Origin of the sequence: Streptomyces broussonetiae (assembly GCF_009796285.1) — a bacterium.
GTDB classification, from domain to species: Bacteria; Actinomycetota; Actinomycetes; order Streptomycetales; family Streptomycetaceae; genus Streptomyces; species Streptomyces broussonetiae.
On record NZ_CP047020.1, the window covers coordinates 4178389 to 4194138 of the forward strand.

The following is a 15750-nucleotide window of genomic DNA, read 5'->3' on the forward strand; positions in this document are numbered from 1 at the left end:
GACCCGCTACGACCCCAGGATCGAGGCGAGGAACTCGCCCACCCAGCCGAGCAGTTCGCGGCCGACCAGCGGCTTGCCGCCGACCTTCGCGGTCTTCGGGCGCGGGACCAGCACCTGGTGCACGGCCGGCTTGATGACCGTGCCCGGGTACAGGCGCTTGACCCGCAGCTCCTGGGACTCGCGCAACTCCACCGGCGCGAAGCGGATGTTGGTGCCCTGCAGGACGATCTCACCGACCCCGCACGCGCGCGCGAGCATCCTGAGTCCGGCCACCAGCAGCAGGTTCTCCACCGGCTCGGGCAGCTTGCCGTAGCGGTCGGTGAGTTCCTCGCGGACGGCCTTGATGTCCTCCTCGCTGTTGGCGGAGGCGATCGCGCGGTAGGCCTGCAGGCGCAGGCGCTCGCCGGGCGCGTAGTCGTGCGGGACGTGCGCGTCGACGGGCAGCTCGATCTTGACCTCGAGCGGCTGCTCCTCCACCCCTCCCGCCCCGGGCTCCCCTGCCTCCAGCTGGCGCCGGTAGTCCGCGACGGCCTCGCCGACCATGCGGACGTACAGGTCGAAGCCGACGCCCGCGATGTGCCCGGACTGCTCGCCGCCGAGCAGGTTGCCGGCGCCGCGGATCTCCAGGTCCTTCATCGCCACGTACATGCCGGCGCCCATCTCGGTGTGCTGAGCGATGGTGGCGAGCCGTTCGTGGGCGGTCTCGGTCAGCGGCTTCTCCGGCGGGTACAGGAAGTAGGCGTACCCGCGTTCGCGGCCCCGGCCGACCCGGCCGCGCAGCTGGTGCAGCTGCGACAGGCCGAAGGTGTCGCCGCGCTCCACGATCAGCGTGTTGGCGTTGGAGATGTCGATGCCGGACTCCACGATCGTGGTCGACACGAGCACGTCGAACTTCTTCTCCCAGAAGTCGACGACGACCTGCTCCAGCGCCGATTCCGACATCTGGCCGTGGGCCGTGGCGATGCGCGCCTCGGGGACGATCTCGCGCAGCCGGGCCGCCGCGCGGTCGATGGACTCGACGCGGTTGTGGATGTAGAAGACCTGGCCCTCGCGCAGCAGTTCACGCCGGATGGCGGCGCCGATCTGCCTCTCCTCGTAAGGCCCGACGAAGGTGAGCACCGGGTGGCGCTCCTCCGGGGGCGTGGTGATCGTGGACATCTCGCGGATGCCGGTGACCGCCATCTCCAGGGTGCGCGGGATGGGGGTGGCCGACATGGTCAGCACGTCGACGTTGGCGCGGAGTTTCTTCAGCTGCTCCTTGTGCTCGACGCCGAAGCGCTGCTCCTCGTCGACGATGACCAGGCCGAGGTCCTTGAACTTCGTCTCGGAGGAGAACAGGCGGTGGGTGCCGATGACGACGTCCACCGCGCCCTCCTTCAGGCCCTCCAGGACGCCCTTGGCCTCGGTGTCGGTCTGGAAGCGGGACAGGGCCCGCACGTTGACCGGGAACTGGCCGTAGCGCTCGGAGAACGTCCCGAAGTGCTGCTGCACCAGCAGGGTCGTCGGGACGAGGACGGCGACCTGTTTGCCGTCCTGTACGGCCTTGAAGGCGGCGCGCACCGCGATCTCGGTCTTGCCGTAGCCGACGTCGCCGCAGACCAGGCGGTCCATGGGGACCGACTTCTCCATGTCCTCCTTGACCTCGGCGATGGTGGTGAGCTGGTCCGGGGTCTCGGCGTAGGGGAAGGCGTCCTCCAGCTCGCGCTGCCAGGGCGTGTCGGTGCCGAAGGCGTGGCCGGGGGCGGCCATGCGCGCGCTGTAGAGCTTGATCAGGTCGGCGGCGATCTCCTTGACTGCCTTCTTCGCGCGGGCCTTGGTCTTCGTCCAGTCCGCGCCGCCGAGGCGGTGCAGGGTGGGTGCCTCGCCGCCGACGTACTTGGTGATCTGCTCGAGCTGGTCGGTCGGGATGTACAGCCGGTCGCCGGGCTGGCCGCGCTTGGCGGGGGCGTACTCGACCACCAGGTACTCGCGGGTGGCGCCCTGGACGGTGCGCTGCACCATCTCGATGTAGCGGCCGACGCCGTGCTGTTCGTGGACGATGTAGTCGCCCGGCTCCAGGGTGAGCGGGTCGATGGTCTTGCGGCGGCGGGCCGGCATCCGGGCGCCCTCGCGGCCGGCCGTGCGCTGCCCGGACAGGTCGGTCTCGGTGAGCACGGCGACCTTGAGGCCCGGGTCGACGAAGCCGTACTCGATCGAGCCGCAGGAGACGTGCACGACCGACGGGCTCGGCACCGCGAGGTCGGCGTCGAGGCGGGCGGCGATGCCCTCGCCGCCGAGGACCTCGACGGTGCGGGCGGCCGGGCCGTGGCCCTCGGTGACGAACACCACGCGCCAGCCGTCCGCGAGCCAGCCCTTGGTGTCGGCCAGCGCCCGCGCGGTGTCGCCGCGGTAGGTCTCGGGCGCGTGCATGCCGAGCTTGAGGGTGTCCGCGTCGAGCTCTTCGCCGGCGGCGAACGGCGAGACCGACCACCACATCATGTCCAGCTCGCGCGCGCGGTCGCGGACGTCGGCGATGGACCACAGGGAGGCCGCGCCGACGTCGATCGGGGCCTCGCCGCCGCCTGCGGTGGCCGCCCAGGAGGCCTGGAGGAACTCCTGGGAGGTGGCCACGAGGTCGGCGGCGCGGGTGCGGACCCGCTCGGGGTCGCAGACGACGGCCATCGCGTCCTTGGGCAGGACGTCGAGGAGCAGTTCCATGTCGTCGACCAGGACCGGGGCGAGGGACTCCATGCCCTCGACCGCGATGCCCTCGGCGATCCTGTTCAGCAGTTCGCCCAGCTCCGGGTGCTCCTCGGCGAGGGCACGCGCGCGTGCGCGGACGTCGTCGGTGAGCAGCAGCTCACGGCAGGGCGGGGCCCACAGGCCGTGCTCGGCGACTTCGAGGGAGCGCTGGTCGGCGACCTTGAAGTAGCGGATCTCCTCGACGTCGTCGCCCCAGAACTCCACCCGCAGGGGGTGTTCCTCGGTGGGCGGGAAGACGTCCAGGATGCCGCCGCGCACGGCGAACTCACCGCGCTTCTCGACCAGCTCCACGCGCGCGTAGGCGGCGGCCGCGAGAGCTTCCACCACGTCGTTCAGGTCCGCGCTCTGGCCGGTCCGCAGGGACACCGGCTCCAGGTCGCCGAGGCCCTTGACCTGCGGCTGGAGCACGGATCGTACGGGGGCCACGACGACGGAGACCGGGCCGGTCCCGGGGTCGTCGGGGCGGGGGTGGGCGAGGCGGCGCAGGACGGCGAGGCGACGGCCGACGGTGTCGCTGCGCGGGCTGAGCCGCTCGTGCGGCAGTGTCTCCCAGGAGGGGTACTCCACGACGCCCTCGGCGGGCAGCAGCGAGCGCAGGGCCGCGGCCAGGTCCTCGGCCTCGCGGCCCGTGGCCGTGACGGCGAGTACGGGGCGGCCCGACTCACGGGCGAGGGCGGCGACCGCGAAGGGGCGGGCCGCCGGGGGGCCGACCAGGTCGACATGCATGCGGTTGCCGTCCGCGGCGGCCGTGATCGCTTCCGCGAGGGCGGGGTCCTTGGCGACGGCGTCGAGCAGACCGTGCAGGCTCATGGAGGGGCTTTCCGTCCAGGGTGTCGGCAACACGAAGGGCCCGACTCGTGGGACGGGCCGGGGCTGTCCAGCGTACGACGCCGGCGCCGTTGCCGTCGGGGCTGTGGACAACCCCCGTTTCGCATGACGGCAAAAGCCCGGTGCCGGGAAGTCCCCCCGAAGGACTTCCCGGCACCGGGTTTCCCCCGCAACCCCCGTATGCGGTGGTCGTTGCCCGGCCGAGCCTGCGCGGCTAGTCCGTGGCGATGGCGTTCAGGACGTTCATCCGGCCCGCCCGGAACGCCGGGACCAGGGCGGCGAACAGTCCCACGAAGGCCGAGGCGACGAAGACCGTGATGATCGTCGGCCAGGGGATGTCGAGGACCTTCAGGCCCTGGAGGGCGAGGAGCTTCTGGGCGGTCGCTCCCCAGCCCATGCCCAGGCCGAGGCCGAGCAGGGCACCGAAGAGGGCGATCACCACGGACTCCAGGCGGATCATGCGGCGCAGCTGGCGGCGGGAGAGACCGATGGCTCGCATGAGGCCGATCTCCCGGGTCCGCTCGACCACCGACAGGGCCAGGGTGTTCACCACGCCCAGGACCGCGACGATGATCGCGAGTGCGAGCAGGCCGTAGATCATGTTCAGCAGCTGGCCGATCTGGTCCTTCAGCGCCTTCTTGTAGTCGGTCTGGTCGCGCACGGTCAGCTGCGGGAAGTCGTCGTGCAGGGCCGACTTCATCGCCTTGTAGGCGGCCGCCTGCTGTCCGTCCCTGGCAGTGGCGAAGAGCATCTGGTCCAGCGGCATCCGGTCGGCGGGCACGTACCTGGCGAGCGTGGCGATCGATGTGTACATGGCGCCCTGGTCGATCACGTCGTCGCTGCTGGTGATCGCGCGGACCGTCAGGTGGGCGGTGGAACCGTCCTTGAACGCGATGGTGATCTTCGAGCCGAGGTGGATGCCGTGGGCCTTGGCGAACTTCTCGTGGACGGACATCGAGTCGGGCAGGTAGGCGTCCTTGAGGTTGCCGGCGACGGTCTTCTTGCGCAGGTCGGTCGCGTACGTCGGGTCGGCCGCCGTGATGTCCGTGTCCTTGAGCGTCCGACCGTCCGGGGTGGTGAAGTCGGCCTGGGTCGGCCGGTACTCGGTGACCCGCGCCAGTTCCGGGGTGTTCCTGATGAGCTTGACCGCCTGGGGGGTGATGAGCTGCTGGTTGTCCGGCTGGACGATGAAGTCCGTGCCGACGGTCTTGTCGAGCTGGTCGGTGGCGGAGGCGACCATGGAGGAGCCGACCACCGACAGGCAGGCGACCAGGGCCAGGCCGATCATCAGGGCCGCGCCGGTGGCGCCGGTGCGGCGCGGGTTGCGCAGCGCGTTGCGTTCGGCCATCCGGCCGACCGGGCCGAAGATCCGCAGGATTACCGCGCCGAGGATGCGGACCAGGCCGGCGGCGAGCAGCGGGCCGATGACGACGAAGCCGATCAGCGTGGCGACCACGCCTAGGCCCAGCCAGCCCGAGCCGGTCTTGGCCTTGTCGGCGGTGGCGGCGACGTACAGGCTGAAGCCGCCGGCACCGGTGAGGAGCAGGCCGATCACGGCCCTCACGACACCGGCCTTGGCGTCGGCCGGGGCGCCCGCATCGCGCAGGGCGGCCATCGGGGAGACCTTGCCGGCGCGCCGGGCGGGCAGGTAGGCGGCGAGGACGGTGACCACGACGCCGAGGAGCAGGCCGACCACCGGCGTCGTCCAGGCGACGGTCAGGTCGTCGGTGGACAGGTTCATGCCCATCTGGCCCATGAGCTTCATCAGGCCCACCGCGATGCCGACGCCCGCGCCGACGCCGAGGACGGAGCCGAGCACGCCGAGCAGCAGCGCCTCGACCAGCACCGAGCGGTTGACCTGCTTGCGGGAGGAGCCGATGGCGCGCATCAGGCCGATCTCACGGGTGCGCTGGGCGACCAGCATGGAGAAGGTGTTGATGATCAGGAAGATGCCGACGAGGAAGGCGATCCCGGCGAAGCCGAGCATCGCGTACTTCATGACGTTCAGGAAGCTCTCGACGCTCTTCTGGTTGGCGTTGGCGACCTCCTTGGCCGTCTGCACCTTGTAGCCGTGGCCGAGGGTGGCCGTGACGTTCTTCTTCAGCTGGTCGTTCGTCACGCCCTTGGCGGCGGTGACGTTGACGTTGGTGTAGACGCCGGTCCGGCCGACCAGGGTCTGCTGGGCGGTCTTCGTGTCCAGGTAGAAGATGGCCGCGCCGGGGTTGGTGACCTTGAAGGCGGCGATGCCGGACACGCGCGCGTGGTGCGTGCCGACGACCGAGATCATGCCGATGTCGGAGCCGATCTTCAGGTGGTGCTTGGCGGCGGTGTCCTCGTCGACCATGACCTGGTCCGGGCCCTTGGGCGCCGTACCGGAGGTGATCTTCATGGTGCGGGCGTCGTTGCCGTTCCAGCTGCCGACGATGGTCGGCGCGCCGCTGCTCGGCGACAGCTTGTCCTTCTTGGCGTCGATCACGGTGACCGAGGTGGAGAACACCGTCCCCTCGGCCTTCTCGACACCCCGGGCGCCGCGGATCTCGCCGACGACGGAGGCCGGCATGACCGGCGGCTTGCCGGTGCTGGAGGTCGTCTGGCCGGTGTCGGAGGAGCCCTTGGCACTGACCGTCACGTCCGAGGACGTGGCCTGGAAGAGCTTGTCGAAGGTGGTGTTCATCGTGTCGGTGAACACCAGCGTGCCGCACACGAACGCCACCGACAGCAGGACCGCGACCGCCGAGAGCGCCATCCGGCCCTTGTGCGCGAAGAAGTTGCGCATCGAGGTCTTCAGGACGGTCATGACGTACGTCCCCGGGCGTCGAAGTCCTTCATGCGGTCGAGGACCTGATCGGCCGTCGGCTGGTACATCTCGTCGACGATCCGGCCGTCGGCGAGATACAGCACGCGGTCCGCGTAGGAGGCGGCCACGGGGTCGTGCGTGACCATCACGATGGTCTGGCCGAGTTCGTCCACGGAGCGGCGCAGGAAGCCCAGAACCTCGGCGCCCGCGCGCGAGTCGAGGTTTCCGGTCGGCTCGTCCCCGAAGATGATCTCCGGGCGGGCGGCGAGCGCGCGGGCCACGGCGACACGCTGCTGCTGGCCGCCGGAGAGCTGGGTCGGCCGGTGCTTGAGGCGCCCGGCGAGGCCGACGGTCTCCACCACGCGGTCCAGCCAGGCCCGGTCCGGCTTGCGGCCGGCTATGTCCATGGGCAGCGTGATGTTCTCGAGCGCGTTCAGCGTCGGCAGCAGGTTGAACGCCTGGAAGATGAAGCCGATCCGGTCCCGGCGCAGCTGGGTGAGCTTCTTGTCCTTCAGGCCGGTGATCTCGGTCTCGTCCAGGTGGATCTGACCGCTGGTCACGGTGTCGAGCCCGGCGAGGCAGTGCATCAGGGTGGACTTGCCGGACCCCGAGGGGCCCATGATCGCGGTGAACTGGCCGCGGGCGATGTCCACGTCGACGTGGTCGAGGGCGACGACCCGGGTCTCGCCCGACCCGTACGCCTTCACGACCTGCCGCGCCCGAGCGGCAACGGCCGTACGCCCTCCAGTGCCCCCGTGCCTGGGGATGGTCACAGCCGATGTCACGGTATGTCTCCTATATCGGTTGACAGGTCGATGAGTGGTGCCGGTGCGCCCCGGTGGCGCCCTGCTTGACGTCGAGATGAGTCTCGCGGTCGGCGGTGGTGCCGCGCGCTGGTGCGAAGCCCCGTCTTGTTGGGGGGAAAACCCCACCCCCGCCGGTTCGGTCAGCCGCCCCCAGCGGCGTAAAGCCAGGTTAAGGACCGGACCCGGCCCGGCTCCTCCTCCGCCGGGACGAACCCTCCCCGAGCCGTAGTACGGAGGCTCCCCTAGGGGTGCTCCCCCTCCGGGTGGAGTCGTCTCGGGGTCGCCTCCACCCTTGGGCACGGCAAGCCTCCACCCTTCCGTCGCGTGAGGGTCAAGGAGACCGTGTCGTGGGAGGCTTTCCTCGCGCAGATAGCTGCAAGGGGCACGGGGTAGGTTCCGGCAGGGACTCGGGAAGCGGGTCGGTGACTCGGTGAGCCATGGGGAGGGGTTTGCGGTGGGGAGTACGACACCCGCGATACGCGGCGGCACCGGCAGCCGGCCGGACACCCGGCGGCGCGGGGCGGTCGTCGCCGCGCTGATGCTGGCGATGGCTCTGGCGGCACTGGATTCCACGATCGTCTCCACGGCCGTACCGCAGATCGTCGGCGACCTCGGCGGGTTCTCCGTCTTCTCCTGGCTGTTCTCCGGCTATCTGCTCGCCGTCACCGTCTCCCTGCCCGTCTACGGCAAGCTGTCCGACACCTTCGGCCGCAAGCCGGTGCTGGTGGTGGGCGCGGCCGTGTTCCTGCTGGGCTCGCTGGTGTGCGCGGCGGCCTGGAACATGGCGGCGCTGATCGCCTTCCGGGTCGTCCAGGGCCTGGGGGGCGGGGCGTTGCAGGGCACCGTGCAGACGCTGGCCGCGGATCTGTACCCGCTCGAGGAGCGCCCGAAGATCCAGTCGAAGCTGTCCACGGTGTGGGCGGTGTCGGCGGTCGCCGGGCCGGGGCTCGGCGGGGTGCTCGCCGCATACGCGGACTGGCGCTGGATCTTCCTGGTCAACCTGCCGATCGGTGCCGCCGCACTGTGGCTGGTCGTCCGGCATCTGCACGAGCCGCAGCGGGAGCAGCCGCAGAACGCCGCGAAGACGGCACGCGCGCGCGTGGACTGGGCCGGTGCGCTCGCGGTGTTCGCGGCCGGCGGGGTGCTGCTGACCGCGCTGGTGCAGGGCGGGGTCGCCTGGCCGTGGCTGTCGGCGCCGTCGCTGGCGCTGTTCGCGGCGGGCCTGGCGCTGACCGGGGCCGTGGTCGTGGTGGAACGGCGGGCGGCGCAGCCGATCATCCCGGGGTGGGTGTGGCGGCGCCGGACGATCGCGGCCGTCAACCTGGCGCTCGGCGCGCTGGGGCTGCTGATGGTGGCGCCGAGTGTGTTCCTGCCGACGTACGCGCAGTCGGTGCTGGGGCTCGCGCCCGTGGCCGCCGGTTTCGTGCTGTCGGTGTGGACGCTGAGCTGGCCGGTGTCGGCGGCGCTGAGCCAGCATGTCTACCGGCGCATCGGCTTCCGCGACACCGCGCTGCTCGGCATCGGCCTGGCGGCGCTGATCCTGTTCGCGTTCCCGTTCCTGCCGTATCCCGGGTCGTGGTGGCAGCCGACGCTGCTGATGCTGCTGCTGGGCGGCGCGCTCGGCCTGTTCCAGCTGCCGCTGATCGTCGGTGTGCAGTCGACGGTGGGCTGGTCCGAGCGGGGCACCACGACCGCGTCCGTACTGTTCTGCCGGCAGACCGGACAGACCCTGGGCGCCTCGCTGTTCGGCGCCGTGGCCAACGGGGTACTGGCCGCACGGCTGGGCGGCGCGGGCGATCTGGACACCGTCACGCGCGCGTTGAACGCCGGCACGGCCCCCGAGGCGACCCGGCGGGCGATCGCCGGCGCGGTGCACGCGGTGTACCTCGGCGCGGCCGGCGCGGCGGCTCTGGCGTTCCTGGTGCTGCTGCTTCTGGCGCCGCGGCGGTTCCCGGTCCTCAGCGAGTGAACGGGCACGTACAGGTGACGGCAAGGCGCGGTTAACGCGGGTAACACCCCAGGTCGGAAACGTTTTTGCGTAGTAAGCGCATACCGACCGGCCAGTTTGGTGAAAACGCCGCGCGGTCCGGGAACCCGCGAGTAGCGTGCGTGGCTCCACACGCCCCCCACCTCCCTGCGGTCCACCGCCATGGACCCGAGCCACGCAAGGAGCCCCGGGATGCCCTACGACCCGCCGCGCCCCCCACGCCCGCCGTACGACCCGTCCCGTCCCCCGTACGAGCCACTCCCGACGCCCCACGACACGTCCCGTGCACCGTACGAGCCGCCCCCAGCGCCGTACGAGCCTCCGCACCCCGCCTCTCTCACCTACCCCTGGCAGCCCCCGGCCCCGCAGCCGCCCCGGGCGGCGCACCGCCGCCCGCCCCGCGCGCCCGTCGGCCACCACGGCGACCTGCGCGTCCTGCGCAGCGCCTACCGCTGGCAGCGGCGTACCGCCACGCTCACCGCGCTGGGCTACTTCACCCTGTTCCTGGTCCTGTCCGCGTGCGCGCCCGGCGTCATGGCGCGCACGGTCGTGGACGGCATCCCGGCCGGGCTGCTGCTCGCCCTGCTCCAACTCCCCGTCACCTGGCTGGCGATCGCCCTGTACGAGCACACCGCGCGCGTGCACGTCGATCCGCTGGCGGACCGCATCCGTGCGCAGGCCGCGCTGGACGCCCGGCGCGGAGCGACGCGATGAGCACGGCCGCCGCCTCCCCCGCCGTGTGGGGCTTCACCGGTTTCAGCGCCCGGGCCCAGACCATGTCCCTGGTCGCCTTCTCCACGGTCGCCACGGTGACCCTGCTGCTGTGCGTGATGACGGGGCCCGACCACGACGACCTCGACGAGTTCTACACCGGCTACGGCTCCCTGTCCCCGCTGCGCAACGGCCTTGCCATCGCCGGGGACTACATCTCGGCGGCCACCGTCCTCGGGACCGGCGGGGTGATCGCGCTGTGCGGCTACGACGGGGTCGTACTCGCCCTCAGTACGGCGCTGTCGCTGATGCTGCTGATGTTCCTGCTGGCCGAACCGCTGCGCAACGCGGGCCGGTTCACCATGGGCGACGCGCTCGCCCGCCGGCTGCCGGGCCGCTGTGTGCGCATCACGGCCTGCGCGGTGACGATCGCGGCGCTGCTGCCGCTGATGCTGGTCCAGCTCGCCGGGACCGGGCAGCTGCTGGCGTTCATCCTGGGCTTCTCCGACGAGTCGCTGAAGACCGCGTGCGTCGTCGGGCTGGGCGCCCTGATGATCGCCTACGCGGCGATCGGCGGCATGAAGGGCACCGCGCTCATCCAGATCCTGAAGATCGTGACGCTGGTCGGTTCCGGCGCCCTGGTCTCCGTACTGATCCTGCACCGCTTCGACTGGGACCCGGGCGCCCTGGTCGCAGCGGCGGCCCGGCACAGCGGGGCGGGTCCGGCCTTCCTGCACTCCGGGCTGCAGTTCGGCACCGGGACCCGGTCCCGCCTGGACATGATCGCCTCCGAGCTGACCGTGGTCCTCGGCGGCGCCTGCCTGCCGCACATCACCATGCGCATGTACACCGCCTCCAGCGCCCGCCAGGTGCGCCGTTCGATGTCCTGGGCGGTGTCGATCGTCGCCCTGTTCGTGCTGGTCATCACGGTGGTCGGATTCGGTGCCACCGCGCTGCTGGGCCGCACCGTGATCGCCGGGGCCGATCCGCAGGGCAACACCGCCTACCTGCTGGGTTCGCGCGCGGCCTTCGGCACGGACGTGTCGACGGCGGAGACCTTCCTGTTCACCCTGGTCACCACCGCGATCTTCCTGACCCTGCTCGCCTCGGTCGCCGGGATGATCCTCGCCTGTGCCAACTCCCTCGCCCACGACGTCCTCTCCGCGCGCGTGCAGGAGATGCCGCCCCGGCGCGAGATGGCCCTCGCGCGGGTGTCGGCGCTCGCCATCGGCGTGCCGACGATCCTGCTCGCCACCCTGGTGCAGCGGCACAATCTGCAGCCCCTGGTGACGCTCTCGTTCTGCCTGGGCGCCTCGGCCATCGCGCCCGCCCTGGTCTACGGCCTGTTCTGGCGCCGCTACACCCGCAGCGGGCTGCTGGCCACGCTGATCGGGGGCTCGCTGACCGTACTGCTGCTCATGCCGGGCACCAATCTGGTCTCCGGCTCGCCCTTCGCGGCCTTCCCGCACGCCGACTTCAACTGGTTCCCGTTCACCACCACCGGCATCGTCTCCATCCCGGCGGGCTTCCTCTTCGGCTGGCTCGGCACGATGACCTCGGGCCGCGCGAAGGCGGAGCGGCAGCGACGCCAGTACGAGGCGGTGGAGGGACGGATCCTGGCGGGGGCGGTACGCAAGGGGAGTTAGCCCGGCGGTCCGCAGCCGGGTGCCGTCGCCGCCGACCCGCCGTGTGCGCATTTCGTGACGACCAGTTAAACAGCAACAGACACAACCTTGTTGGTGTCATATGACTGATACGATCATGCCACTTTTCGGTAGGCTGGCGGCGCGTCGTGATTGACGCGTGCGGGGGCAGTCTGCAAGGCCCCGTCGCGAAGGAGTGGATGTTGGTCCGCCTGTAGGACTGGGGCCTGATTCCCCGCGCGACGCGACTTGAAGAGAGTCTCATGACGTCATTGATCCGAGATCCACTGCTGTGGATCTTGATTGTTGTGCTCGTCGCTGCGGTGATCGCAGTGCTGCGGGCCCGGAGAACCAACCTGGCTCTCCGAAGAAAGCGAAACGACCTCGAAGCGGGCATCACCGCCGCCCGTGGCGAGGTCGGCCACCTGCATGCGCACATCGCGGCGCTGAACGACCAGCACGACCATGCACTCGCCGACGTGCGCGCGGACGCGGAGGCGGCGACCAAGGCCGTGCTCAAGTCCGCGATGGGCACCCTGCAGTCCCTCGCCGAGGAACAGCAGGTCCTCCTGGACGGGCTGCTGAAGAAGTACGGCGACGACACGGGTGTGCTCGCCGACCTGATGTCCGTCGACCACACCGGCAGCCAGTTCAGCCGCCGCGCGAAGGGCATCTCCGTGCTGTGCGGCGGCTGGCTGGGCCGCCGCGACGGTGCCGCCGGCGTCTACGACGTCGCCCGCAGCGCCCAGGGGCGGATCAAGGACTTCAGCCGTGTCGGCGTCCACTCCCAGGTCAGCATCTCCATCGCGGGCAAGGCAGTGGAACCGCTGGCCGTCGTCCTCGCCGAGCTGCTGGACAACGCGACCAACTACAGCGCCCCGGGCACGCCGGTCGAGGTCAACATCCAGGCCGTGCCCACCGGCGTGTGCTTCATCGTCGACGACGCGGGCCTCGGCATGGACCAGGAGACCAAGGACCGCGCCGCCGCCCTGCTGTCCCCCGACCGCCCCGTGGACATCACCGCGCTCGGTGACCCGCCCCGGTTCGGCTTCGCCGTCTGCGGCATGCTCGCCGCCCGCTACGGCTTCGCCGTGTCCGTCGGTTCGGTCTCACCCTACGGCGGTGTACGCGCAGTGATCCGTGTCCCGGAGGGCCTCCTGACACCCGACGTCCCGCAGCCCGAGCCCGTCGTCCAGGAGACCGGCCCCGAAGAGGCCGCCGTCCTGCAGCGGTTGGCACCGGTCCCGGTCGTGGGCCCCTCGCACGTGGTGGGGACCACACAGGGCGGTCTGCCCAAGCGCCGGCGGCGCAAGGGTTCCGTGGCGGTGGCGGCCGTCCCCGACGCCGCGTCCACCGCAAGCGAAGGCACGTCCGGACCGGCCAGCGAGGTGACGGCGTCGCGTATCGGAGCGTTCGCCCGCGGAACGCAGCTCGGACGGGACACGAACACCACGGAAGGACCTCAGAAGCAGTGAACACCGACCTGTCGTGGGTGCTGAACGACGTGCTCGAGGTGCGCGGGGCCCGCCACGCCATCCTCGTCTCGGGCGACGGCCTGCTCCTGCAACGCTCGGACGGCATCAACCGGGACGACGCGGAGACCAACGCGGCGGCGATGAGTTCGATGCAGTCGCTCAGCCGCGCCGTCGCCGGGTTCGTGGGAGCGGGTCACGGCATCTGGAAGCAGACGCTGCTGGAGTACGACGGCGGGTGGATCTTCCTCAGCGCCGCCGGCCAAGGCTCCTACCTGGCCGTATCGGCCGCGTTGGACGTCGACATGGAGGCGGTGTCGTTCCGGATGCAAAAGACGGTGAACGCCCTCAGCAAGGCGATGAGCGTGGCGCTCCGCTCGGATCACGGTGCCCTCTCATGAGGACGCCGGGAGAGGAAGCAGTCACCAGCGACTTCGTCCGCTCCTATGTCATCACCGGCGGCCGGAGCCTGCCCACCTCCGAGGACCTGGCCCTGCACACCCTCGTCACCCTGGCTCCCGAGCGGACCCTTCCGCTGGGGGCCGGACCCGAGGTGAGGGCGATCTGGGAGCTGTGTTCCGGGGGATACCTGTCCGTCGCCGAGGTGGCCGGCCACCTCGAACTGCCCGTCGGTGTGGTCCGGTTGCTGCTGACCGATTTATCAGCCCAGGGGCACCTGCTGCTGCGTGCCGAACCGCCCCGACACCAGAACGTAGACAGAGCGACCCTCGAAAAGGTTCTGAATGGACTCCAATCCCTCATCGGCTGAGACGGCAGGCGGATCCATCTACGTCTCCAGCGCGGTGACCAGCGCGGCGAAGATCCTGGTGGTCGGGCACTTCGCCGTCGGCAAGACGACCTTCATCGGCTCGCTGTCGGAGATCACCCCACTGCGCACCGAGGAGAAGATGACGCAGGCGTCGCTCCACGTGGACGACCTGCGGGGGGTGACGGACAAGACCACGACCACCGTGGCGCTCGACTTCGGCCGGCTGACGCTGAGCGACGAACTCGTGCTGTACCTGTTCGGTACCCCGGGGCAGCAGCGGTTCATGCAGCTGTGGGAGGACATGGCCCGCGGTGCGCTCGGCGCGCTGCTCCTGGTCGACCCCGCACGGCTGGAGGAGACGTTCCCCGTCATCGACCTCATCGAGAGTTACGGGCTGGAGTACGCCATCGCCGTCAACACCTTCGCGGCCGAGCGGGTCTACGCGGAGACGGAGGTCCGCGAGGCGCTCGACCTGCTTCCGGACACCCCGGTCGTCTACTGCGACGCCCGCGACCGGCAGTCCTCCGGCCACGCGCTGATCGCGCTGGTCCGTCATCTGCTCGACCGCGCGGCCTGACCGGCCGTGTAGCCCACTCCCGGCCACCGGGCCGGGAACTGGAGGAAGAACTTTCATGGACAGCCCGATCGCATCCGCTGCCGCCGGTGGCAGATGCCCCATGCACGACGCCGCGTTCGCCGCCGACCCGCACCAGGTCTACGACCGGCTGCGCGCGCACGGTCCGGCCGGACCCGTCGAGCTCGCGCCCGGCGTCGACGCCACCCTGGTCGTCGGGTACGAGACGGCGCTGCGCGTCCTGCAGAACCCCACCCTCTTCGCCCGCGACTCCCGCCGCTGGAAGGCCCTGAACGAGGGACGCATCGGCCTGGACAACCCGGTCCTGCCGATGATGGCGTACCGGCCCAACTGCCTGTTCACGGACGGGTCGGTGCACCTGCGGCTGCGCAAGGCCGTCACCGACAGCCTCACCCGGCTCAACCTCAGCCGTATCCGGCGCGACGTCGAGCCGATCGCCGACTACCTGATCGACCAGTTCAGCGAGCGCGGCCGGGCCGACCTGCTCAACGACTACGCCAAGCTGCTGCCGCTGCTGCTGTTCAACAAGCTCTTCGGCTGCCCGGCGGACATCGGTGACACCCTCACCAGCGCCATGTCTGCGATCTTCGACGGCAAGGACGCGGTGCGCGCCAACGAGGAACTCACCGCCTGCCTCATGGCGTTGATCGCCCTCAAGCGCCGCCAGCCCGGCGACGACGTCACCTCCTGGCTCATCCAGCACCCGGCGGGCCTGACCGACGAGGAACTCAAGGACCAACTGGTCATGCTGATGGGCGCGGGCGTCGAACCCGAGCGCAACCTCATCGGCAACGCCCTGCTCCTGCTGCTCTCGCCCGACGACGACCACGGTGCCGGCATGCTGGTCGAGGAGGCGATCGACCACGTGCTCTGGCACCAGACGCCGATCGCCAACTACGCCACGCACTACCCGGTCCAGGACGTCGACCTCGGGGGTGTGGTGGCCGAGGCGGGCACTCCGGTCGTCATCGGCTTCGCCGCCGCCAACAGCGACCCGGTGCTCACCGAGGCCCGGCGCGCCCACGGCAAGGGCGCCCACCTGGCGTGGGGCGCGGGCCCGCACGCCTGCCCGGCCAAGGACCCGGCGCAGGTCATCGCGATCACGGCGGTCGAGCGGCTGCTGAACGCGCTGCCCGATCTGACCCTGACCGTCCCGGAGAAGGACCTCCAGTGGCGGCCGGGCCCCTTCCACCGGGCCCTTGTCGCCATGCCGGTGGCGTTCAGCCCGACACCGGCAACCCGGATGGCGACGCAGATCCAGAACCGGTCGGTCCATGTCCCGGCGGAGCAGCCGCAGCCGACGGCGCCGGCCGCTTCCCACCTGCGCCAGGAACCGGCCAGGAAGAAGGGCTTCTGGAGTTCGTTCCTGGACATTTTCCGCGTCTGACACGGAACGCGAC

At 70.7% G+C, this 15750-nt stretch carries 12 protein-coding genes; 8 read left to right on the top strand and 4 right to left on the bottom strand.

Going from position 1 to position 15750, the window contains the following annotated elements; genetic code table 11:
• Positions 1-6: 6 nt before the first annotated feature.
• From mfd to GQF42_RS19275, 3 genes are all read right to left on the bottom strand, one after another.
• Complete coding sequence (gene mfd / locus GQF42_RS19265) at positions 7-3552, bottom strand: transcription-repair coupling factor (RefSeq protein WP_158921564.1); 3546 nt, start codon at positions 3550-3552, stop codon at positions 7-9.
• Positions 3553-3784: 232 nt separating this feature from the next.
• The gene (locus GQF42_RS19270; protein ID WP_158921566.1) at positions 3785-6367 is read right to left on the bottom strand and encodes an ABC transporter permease; all 2583 of its coding nucleotides are present in this window, start codon (positions 6365-6367) and stop codon (positions 3785-3787) included.
• Positions 6364-7152, bottom strand: coding sequence for an ABC transporter ATP-binding protein (locus GQF42_RS19275; RefSeq protein WP_158921568.1), 789 nt, complete (start codon positions 7150-7152; stop codon positions 6364-6366). The genes GQF42_RS19270 and GQF42_RS19275 overlap by 4 nt, the downstream gene beginning before the upstream one ends.
• Before the next feature lie 475 nt (positions 7153-7627).
• On the opposite strand from GQF42_RS19275, the gene GQF42_RS19280 reads away from it, so the two are divergent.
• From GQF42_RS19280 to GQF42_RS19290, 3 genes are all read left to right on the top strand, one after another.
• On the top strand, positions 7628-9142 hold the full coding sequence (locus tag GQF42_RS19280) for an MFS transporter (RefSeq protein WP_158921570.1): 1515 nt from the start codon (positions 7628-7630) through the stop codon (positions 9140-9142).
• Positions 9143-9352: 210 nt separating this feature from the next.
• Positions 9353-9874: a DUF485 domain-containing protein gene (locus GQF42_RS19285; protein WP_158921572.1), complete on the top strand. Its 522-nt coding sequence runs from the start codon at positions 9353-9355 to the stop codon at positions 9872-9874.
• Positions 9871-11517: a sodium/solute symporter gene (locus GQF42_RS19290; protein WP_158921574.1), complete on the top strand. Its 1647-nt coding sequence runs from the start codon at positions 9871-9873 to the stop codon at positions 11515-11517. Before GQF42_RS19285 ends, GQF42_RS19290 begins: the two co-directional genes overlap by 4 nt.
• Positions 11518-11783: 266 nt before the next feature.
• On the opposite strand, the gene GQF42_RS45955 is transcribed toward GQF42_RS19290, so the two are convergent.
• Positions 11784-11981 (bottom strand): hypothetical protein, encoded by a 198-nt coding sequence (locus tag GQF42_RS45955; RefSeq protein ID WP_233273385.1) that lies wholly within the window; start codon positions 11979-11981, stop codon positions 11784-11786.
• 12 nt (positions 11982-11993) lie between these two features.
• Here GQF42_RS45955 and GQF42_RS19295 point away from each other — a divergent pair, with 12 nt between their 5' ends.
• From GQF42_RS19295 to GQF42_RS19315, 5 genes are all read left to right on the top strand, one after another.
• Entirely contained in the window at positions 11994-12989 is a 996-nt protein-coding gene (locus GQF42_RS19295; RefSeq protein ID WP_233273386.1) for an ATP-binding protein, read from the top strand.
• Positions 12986-13387 (top strand): roadblock/LC7 domain-containing protein, encoded by a 402-nt coding sequence (locus GQF42_RS19300; protein ID WP_158921576.1) that lies wholly within the window; start codon positions 12986-12988, stop codon positions 13385-13387. Before GQF42_RS19295 ends, GQF42_RS19300 begins: the two co-directional genes overlap by 4 nt.
• Complete coding sequence (locus GQF42_RS19305) at positions 13384-13755, top strand: DUF742 domain-containing protein (protein WP_158921578.1); 372 nt, start codon at positions 13384-13386, stop codon at positions 13753-13755. The genes GQF42_RS19300 and GQF42_RS19305 overlap by 4 nt, the downstream gene beginning before the upstream one ends.
• Entirely contained in the window at positions 13730-14332 is a 603-nt protein-coding gene (locus tag GQF42_RS19310) for a GTP-binding protein (RefSeq protein ID WP_158921580.1), read from the top strand. The genes GQF42_RS19305 and GQF42_RS19310 overlap by 26 nt, the downstream gene beginning before the upstream one ends.
• A gap of 100 nt (positions 14333-14432) precedes the next feature.
• On the top strand, positions 14433-15737 hold the full coding sequence (locus tag GQF42_RS19315; RefSeq protein ID WP_158930332.1) for a cytochrome P450 family protein: 1305 nt from the start codon (positions 14433-14435) through the stop codon (positions 15735-15737).
• The last annotated feature ends 13 nt before the right edge of the window (positions 15738-15750 follow it).

Bases quoted from the DNA above. Each gene is read 5' to 3' on its own strand.
- mfd (WP_158921564.1), bottom strand. From the start codon at position 3,552: ATGAGCCTGCACGGTCTGCTCGACGCCGTCGCCAAGGACCCCGCCCTC.
- GQF42_RS19270 (WP_158921566.1), bottom strand. From the start codon at position 6,367: ATGACCGTCCTGAAGACCTCGATGCGCAACTTCTTCGCGCACAAGGGC.
- GQF42_RS19285 (WP_158921572.1), top strand. From the start codon at position 9,353: ATGCCCTACGACCCGCCGCGCCCCCCACGCCCGCCGTACGACCCGTCC.
- GQF42_RS19290 (WP_158921574.1), top strand. From the start codon at position 9,871: ATGAGCACGGCCGCCGCCTCCCCCGCCGTGTGGGGCTTCACCGGTTTC.
- GQF42_RS45955 (WP_233273385.1), bottom strand. From the start codon at position 11,981: ATGGTCGTGCTGGTCGTTCAGCGCCGCGATGTGCGCATGCAGGTGGCC.
- GQF42_RS19305 (WP_158921578.1), top strand. From the start codon at position 13,384: ATGAGGACGCCGGGAGAGGAAGCAGTCACCAGCGACTTCGTCCGCTCC.
- GQF42_RS19310 (WP_158921580.1), top strand. From the start codon at position 13,730: ATGGACTCCAATCCCTCATCGGCTGAGACGGCAGGCGGATCCATCTAC.
- GQF42_RS19315 (WP_158930332.1), top strand. From the start codon at position 14,433: ATGCACGACGCCGCGTTCGCCGCCGACCCGCACCAGGTCTACGACCGG.